The 4,982-nt window shown below is 40.3% G+C and carries 5 protein-coding genes; 1 reads left to right on the plus strand and 4 read right to left on the minus strand.

Annotation, left to right across the window (positions count from 1 at the left end; all coding sequences use genetic code 11):
- Positions 1 to 85 precede the first annotated feature (85 nt).
- From H5202_RS17910 to H5202_RS17925, 4 genes are all read right to left on the minus strand, one after another.
- Positions 86 to 1,444: an AmpG family muropeptide MFS transporter gene (locus H5202_RS17910; RefSeq protein ID WP_182773262.1), complete on the minus strand. Its 1,359-nt coding sequence runs from the start codon at positions 1,442 to 1,444 to the stop codon at positions 86 to 88.
- Between the two features lie 140 nt (positions 1,445 to 1,584).
- Positions 1,585 to 1,917, minus strand: a complete 333-nt coding sequence (locus H5202_RS17915) for a hypothetical protein (protein ID WP_182773265.1) — start codon at positions 1,915 to 1,917, stop codon at positions 1,585 to 1,587.
- Between the two features lie 360 nt (positions 1,918 to 2,277).
- Positions 2,278 to 2,862, minus strand: a complete 585-nt coding sequence (locus H5202_RS17920) for a peptidylprolyl isomerase (protein WP_182773263.1) — start codon at positions 2,860 to 2,862, stop codon at positions 2,278 to 2,280.
- A 60-nt stretch (positions 2,863 to 2,922) separates the two neighbouring features.
- Positions 2,923 to 3,489 (minus strand): YajG family lipoprotein, encoded by a 567-nt coding sequence (locus tag H5202_RS17925; RefSeq protein WP_182773264.1) that lies wholly within the window; start codon positions 3,487 to 3,489, stop codon positions 2,923 to 2,925.
- A 229-nt stretch (positions 3,490 to 3,718) separates the two neighbouring features.
- Between H5202_RS17925 and H5202_RS17930 the strand changes: the two genes are divergently transcribed.
- Positions 3,719 to 4,786, plus strand: a complete 1,068-nt coding sequence (locus H5202_RS17930) for a DUF2804 domain-containing protein (protein ID WP_259397373.1) — start codon at positions 3,719 to 3,721, stop codon at positions 4,784 to 4,786.
- Positions 4,787 to 4,982 lie beyond the last annotated feature (196 nt).

The following is a 4,982-nucleotide window of genomic DNA, read 5'->3' on the forward strand; positions in this document are numbered from 1 at the left end:
AGCCGTTATGCTAATTTGGGTCGGGTTAGATAAGCTAAAGAGATGATTTTCAGGTCAATCATTCTCTTATTACTCTGTTTATAGGCTAATTATTGGTTTGCGAGCGATTGACCAACACCACTAACAGCAATACAGGAAAGCCTATTAAGCTGGCTGCAATAAAGAAATTGATATAACCAAAAGCATCAACATACAAACCCGAAAAACCTGCAATAAACTTAGGAAACAATAACATAATCGAAGATAATAACGCATATTGGGTGGCGCTATAACCACTACTGGTTAAGCTCGATAAATAAGCGATAAATGCCGCAGTCGCGATCCCTGCGCTAAAATTATCCACCGATATAGCAAAGGTTAAAAATGGCACGTTATAGCCAATATATGCCTGCCAAGCAAACAGCAGGTTGGTGACCGCGACTAACAAAGCACCCAAGAATAGAACTTTCATGGTGCCATAACGCATCAACAATATGCCACCAAAAGCGGCGCCGACCAAGGTCATAATCAAACCATACACTTTACTGATAAAAGCGATTTCTTCTTTGCTAAAACCGATGTCGACGTAAAACACATTTGCCATAATACCCATGACAATATCGGAAATGCGATAGCACGAAATTAACAACAAAATCAGAATCGCGCTTTTGCCATAACGCTTAAAAAAGTCAATAAAAGGCAATACGCTAGCGCTGTATAACCAGGCTAATGCTCCAGCGACTTTCGCTGGGTATTTGGCCGCAAATTCGGCTCTTAATAGGCGTTCTTTATCGTCAGCATGTTTGGTATCAACTTGAGGTTCTTTACTGCATAACGTAGTAATAATACCAACACCCATTAACATGGCCATGGCAAAGTAGGCGGTTTGCCAAGCTTCTAAATTATAAGCATCATTACCAGGAGATACCCACGCGGCGATAGTTAATGCGCCAGCTGTTGCTATGATCATTGCACTGCGATAACCGACTTGATATGCGGCGGCAAGCGCAGCTTGCATTTTTTCTGGGGCGGATTCAATCCGAAAAGCATCAATGACAATGTCTTGTGTGGCGGAAGCAAATGCCAAAAGTAGGGCACATAAGGCTAAACGTTCAAGATTGACCACTGGATCGCTAACAGACATTCCGAGTATGGCGCCGACTAAGCACAGTTGTGCGAAAAGCATCCATCCACGTCGTCGCCCTAAAAAACGGGTGAACAAGGGCAATGACATTCGATCGACTAATGGTGACCATGCCCATTTGAATGCATACGTTAGCGCTATCCAGCTAAAGTAACCAATCGCTGCTCGGTCGATACCTGCTTCACGTAACCAAAAGCTTAAGGTCGAAAATACCAGCATCAATGGTAAGCCAGCAGAAAATCCCAGCAAAAGTAAAATGAATACTCGTTTATGGTAATAAACTGATAATGCTTCACGGGTACGAGACAAAAAAACCGACATAAGACAACTGGATAAAGGAGAATGGCTCTAGCTTATGTTGCAAGAGGTTTAGGTTCAAGCCATTCTAAAAGATTATTCAGTCAGTTTGAGGTTTAACTAGAATTCAGACCAAAATCCAGACCAAAACTATCTGAATAGCTCTAAGGTCTGATGCCAATGCAACTCTGTGGCACATTGCCGCCAATATTAATGTAATCGCAACATTCATGGACTTGCTGGCGTAAGTATTGATTGCCTTTAATCGCCCAACCAGACCAATGATCAAAACAATACAATAAGTGCCAAAACACTTTCTCGGTATCGCTCGGTAGTTCGGCTAGTTGGATGGGGTCATTTGATATAAATTGCCACTCTTCCAGTACATCCCACATATAAAGCTGTATTTCTTTGTAATCTAATTGATTGTTTAAAAAAGCTTTACCAAAGTAGGCAAGTTGTGGTGCTTTGGTTTCAATAAAATCATTAGCCGTTATCATAAGTGCGTCCTTGAACATTCGAAATACGGTAGCGAAGAGTTGCCAGCTAAATTAGATGAATGAGTAAATAGAGTATAGACGTTAATTAATTTGTCGATAGCAAAAAACGTTAAAAAGTACCGATCCGATCATTCGATAGTGCTATTTATTTGATTTATCAGCTAGTAAGAATGTATAGGGTATCAATTTATTGCATCACAATAATGATTTAATGTGGAGTAAATTAATCGAAATAACCTAGGCCGAGTCAACCTAGGTAGAGAGAATATCGGTAGAGTTAATATTATTCTCGATAACATAAATGCCGATGGCATGCATTGGCATTACCATCGTTAGGTATAGGCGAATAGCAGAAGTTTAGCGAGGCAGTAAAGTGGCTTTTTTCAACATGACGGTATTTACCGGAAAATCTGGCCAGTTTAGGGTGGTGTTATGTTCAGTTGGTACCAATGAAATGGCTTCTAATACATCCATGCCTTGAGTCACTTCACCAAAAACGGTATAGCCCCAACGACGTTTGGAAGGGTCTAACTTTTTATTGTCACCTAGGTTGAAGTAAAATTGGCGAGTTGCCGAATGGGGATCATTATCTCGAGCCATTGCAATGGTACCAAGAGAGTTTGATAAACCATTACCCGACTCATTCACAACAGGCTCTAGCGAAGGGCGTTCTTCTAGTTTAGTGGTTAACCCACCACCTTGAACCACAAATTCGGCAATCACACGATGAAAAATAGTATTGTCATATTCGCCTTTTACCACATAGGTTAAAAAGTTATCTACGGTAAGTGGCGCACGGGTGCGATCTAACTCAACCACAATTTTCCCCATAGAAGTGTCCAACTCTACTTGCGGATATAAAGTATCTTTTTGAATGTCGACAGCCGCGCTGGAACTTAAACTGGTCAATAACAGTAGGCAAGTGGATAACCATTTCAACATAATGAGACGTCCTTTTTTATTGGCATCTCTCGATGCCAATAGATGTTAAAGCAGCTTGAATTAACGTTGAATAAATTGATGTAACTCTTCATCGTTAAGAATTTCAGTGGTGAGCTTATCAACGAGCTTGGTGATATCTAATTCAAGGGTAGCAAAATCGGGGCTTAATGGGCCTTTTAAATAGCCGTTAGCATTATAGGATTTGGTGAACTCTTGTTGTGAGTTCTTAGCCAATACATTGATAACCAAACGTGTTTTCGATTCATAACTGAACGTGGTGTCAGTGACATCGGCTAACAAGTAATGTAGCTGAAACTGTACTGAATTGCGCGCGGCAGGGTCTATAACATAACCGGCTTTATTCATACCATTACGGAATAGCTTATCCAGTTGTTGACGGATAGGCTCACTGGCGCTGACTAATCTAGGCGCTTTGCCTTCTTCATTAAAACGCACCACAAAGCTTGCTTCGCGAGTATCGATGGTGTCGATCAGTACAGGGAAATCAACTTCAGTTTGTAACTGGACTGGACCCAGAGTGGGGTTAAGACCAACATGAGTCGGCTCATAACTTGCACAAGCTGATAACAGTAAGGTAGACAGTAAAATAGGGATCAATAACTTCATGAGACAACAATAACCAGCAAAAGGTAGCTAAATGATACCAGAATTTGTCTGGGTTTCCAGTATCGCTAAGGTTATGTTGCAATAAAGATAACCAGAGTGGTATGCATCACTCTGTGTGCAGGTGTTGTCACTCATCAATATCTGTTTTTAACGCCATTTTAGCTCCGATTAACGGCAACAATATTACTTGGTTGTTGACATTAATGGCTGATCAATTCAGGTTAGTGTTATGCAACTTAAGTCTGATAAACAACATGATGTAGGTAATGTAATGCAACATAAACAGCCGCAATTGGTTCCTGACAAATTGATTAATGCCAATGGCCAGCCAGTATTTGGTATTTTTGATGGGATTGTTGATTCACTCAATGTTAATCAGTTTGCTTATTCGACAGTAATGGACAAGCCCGCGTCGACAATGGCTAAACATTTTGATTTTAAGCAGTTCCAATTCGTTAGCATTATCACTCCTCATTATATTATTGCCCTTGCGATTGCCGATATTCGTTATGTCGCCAATGGCTTTTGCTACCTTTATGACATTAAAAGTAACAAACTTACCCAAACGCAATGGTTAACCCCATTTGGGATTGGCTGTAAGCTTAGTGACTCCCCTAAGCGTGGTCGCGCCGACATTGGCCGTAAACACAAAGGTATTGTTATCGATATTGTCGACGGACAATGGCAAGTTGAGATTAATCTTGCAGACATACAAGCCAATTTACGTATTCAACCGACGCCACTGAGTTTACCCATCAGCTTGTGTACTCCAACGGGTTATAACGGTTGGACCTATACACAAAAGCACAATGGCTTAGCCGTAACAGGGCAATTAACCATTCATCATGAACCGCAACCTTTACAATATGCGTTGGCGGGTTATGACTTTTCTGCCGGATTTATGCGCCGAGAAACCAGTTGGCGTTGGGCTTCAATTAATGCCCAAACTGACGACGGGGTTATCGGGCTAAATTTAGCTGCTGGCGTTAATGAAACCGGTCAAACAGAAAATGTGATGTGGATAAATGGCGAGCGTCATCTATTAGGTGGTGCACAGTTTGATTTTAAACGGCACTCACAACAAGATCTGTGGCATATCACCACTAATGATGGCAATGTTGATTTGCATTTTAGACCATTGAATCAACGTAGCGAAAAACTCAATCTAATTTGGTTAAAAAATAATTTTAGACAATATATTGGCTATTTTAGCGGTGTGATTTGCGACAACAATGGTAATCAATATAAATTAACCAATCAGTTAGGCTTAACTGAAGATCATTTTGCCAAATGGTGATGAATACCAACCATGCCTTATAGGTGAGTGATTTCAGCCTATGGTCTATTAAAAACGGATTACTAAAAAAAGATGATTAAAGCGGTTTACTAAAAATAATTTAACGGAACATAGCCTTGGTAAGGCATGCTAAACAGATAAGTGCTGATACAGACGTTATTAAAATAATAATAATAATAATAATAATTATAATAAT

This window comes from Shewanella sp. SG41-4, assembly GCF_014164505.1.
Classification (GTDB): domain Bacteria; phylum Pseudomonadota; class Gammaproteobacteria; order Enterobacterales; family Shewanellaceae; genus Shewanella.

Coding starts and splice junctions, on each gene's coding strand:
- H5202_RS17930 (WP_259397373.1), top strand. CDS start 3,719: ATGCAACTTAAGTCTGATAAACAACATGATGTAGGTAATGTAATGCAA.
- H5202_RS17910 (WP_182773262.1), bottom strand. CDS start 1,444: ATGTCGGTTTTTTTGTCTCGTACCCGTGAAGCATTATCAGTTTATTAC.
- H5202_RS17925 (WP_182773264.1), bottom strand. CDS start 3,489: ATGAAGTTATTGATCCCTATTTTACTGTCTACCTTACTGTTATCAGCT.
- H5202_RS17920 (WP_182773263.1), bottom strand. CDS start 2,862: ATGTTGAAATGGTTATCCACTTGCCTACTGTTATTGACCAGTTTAAGT.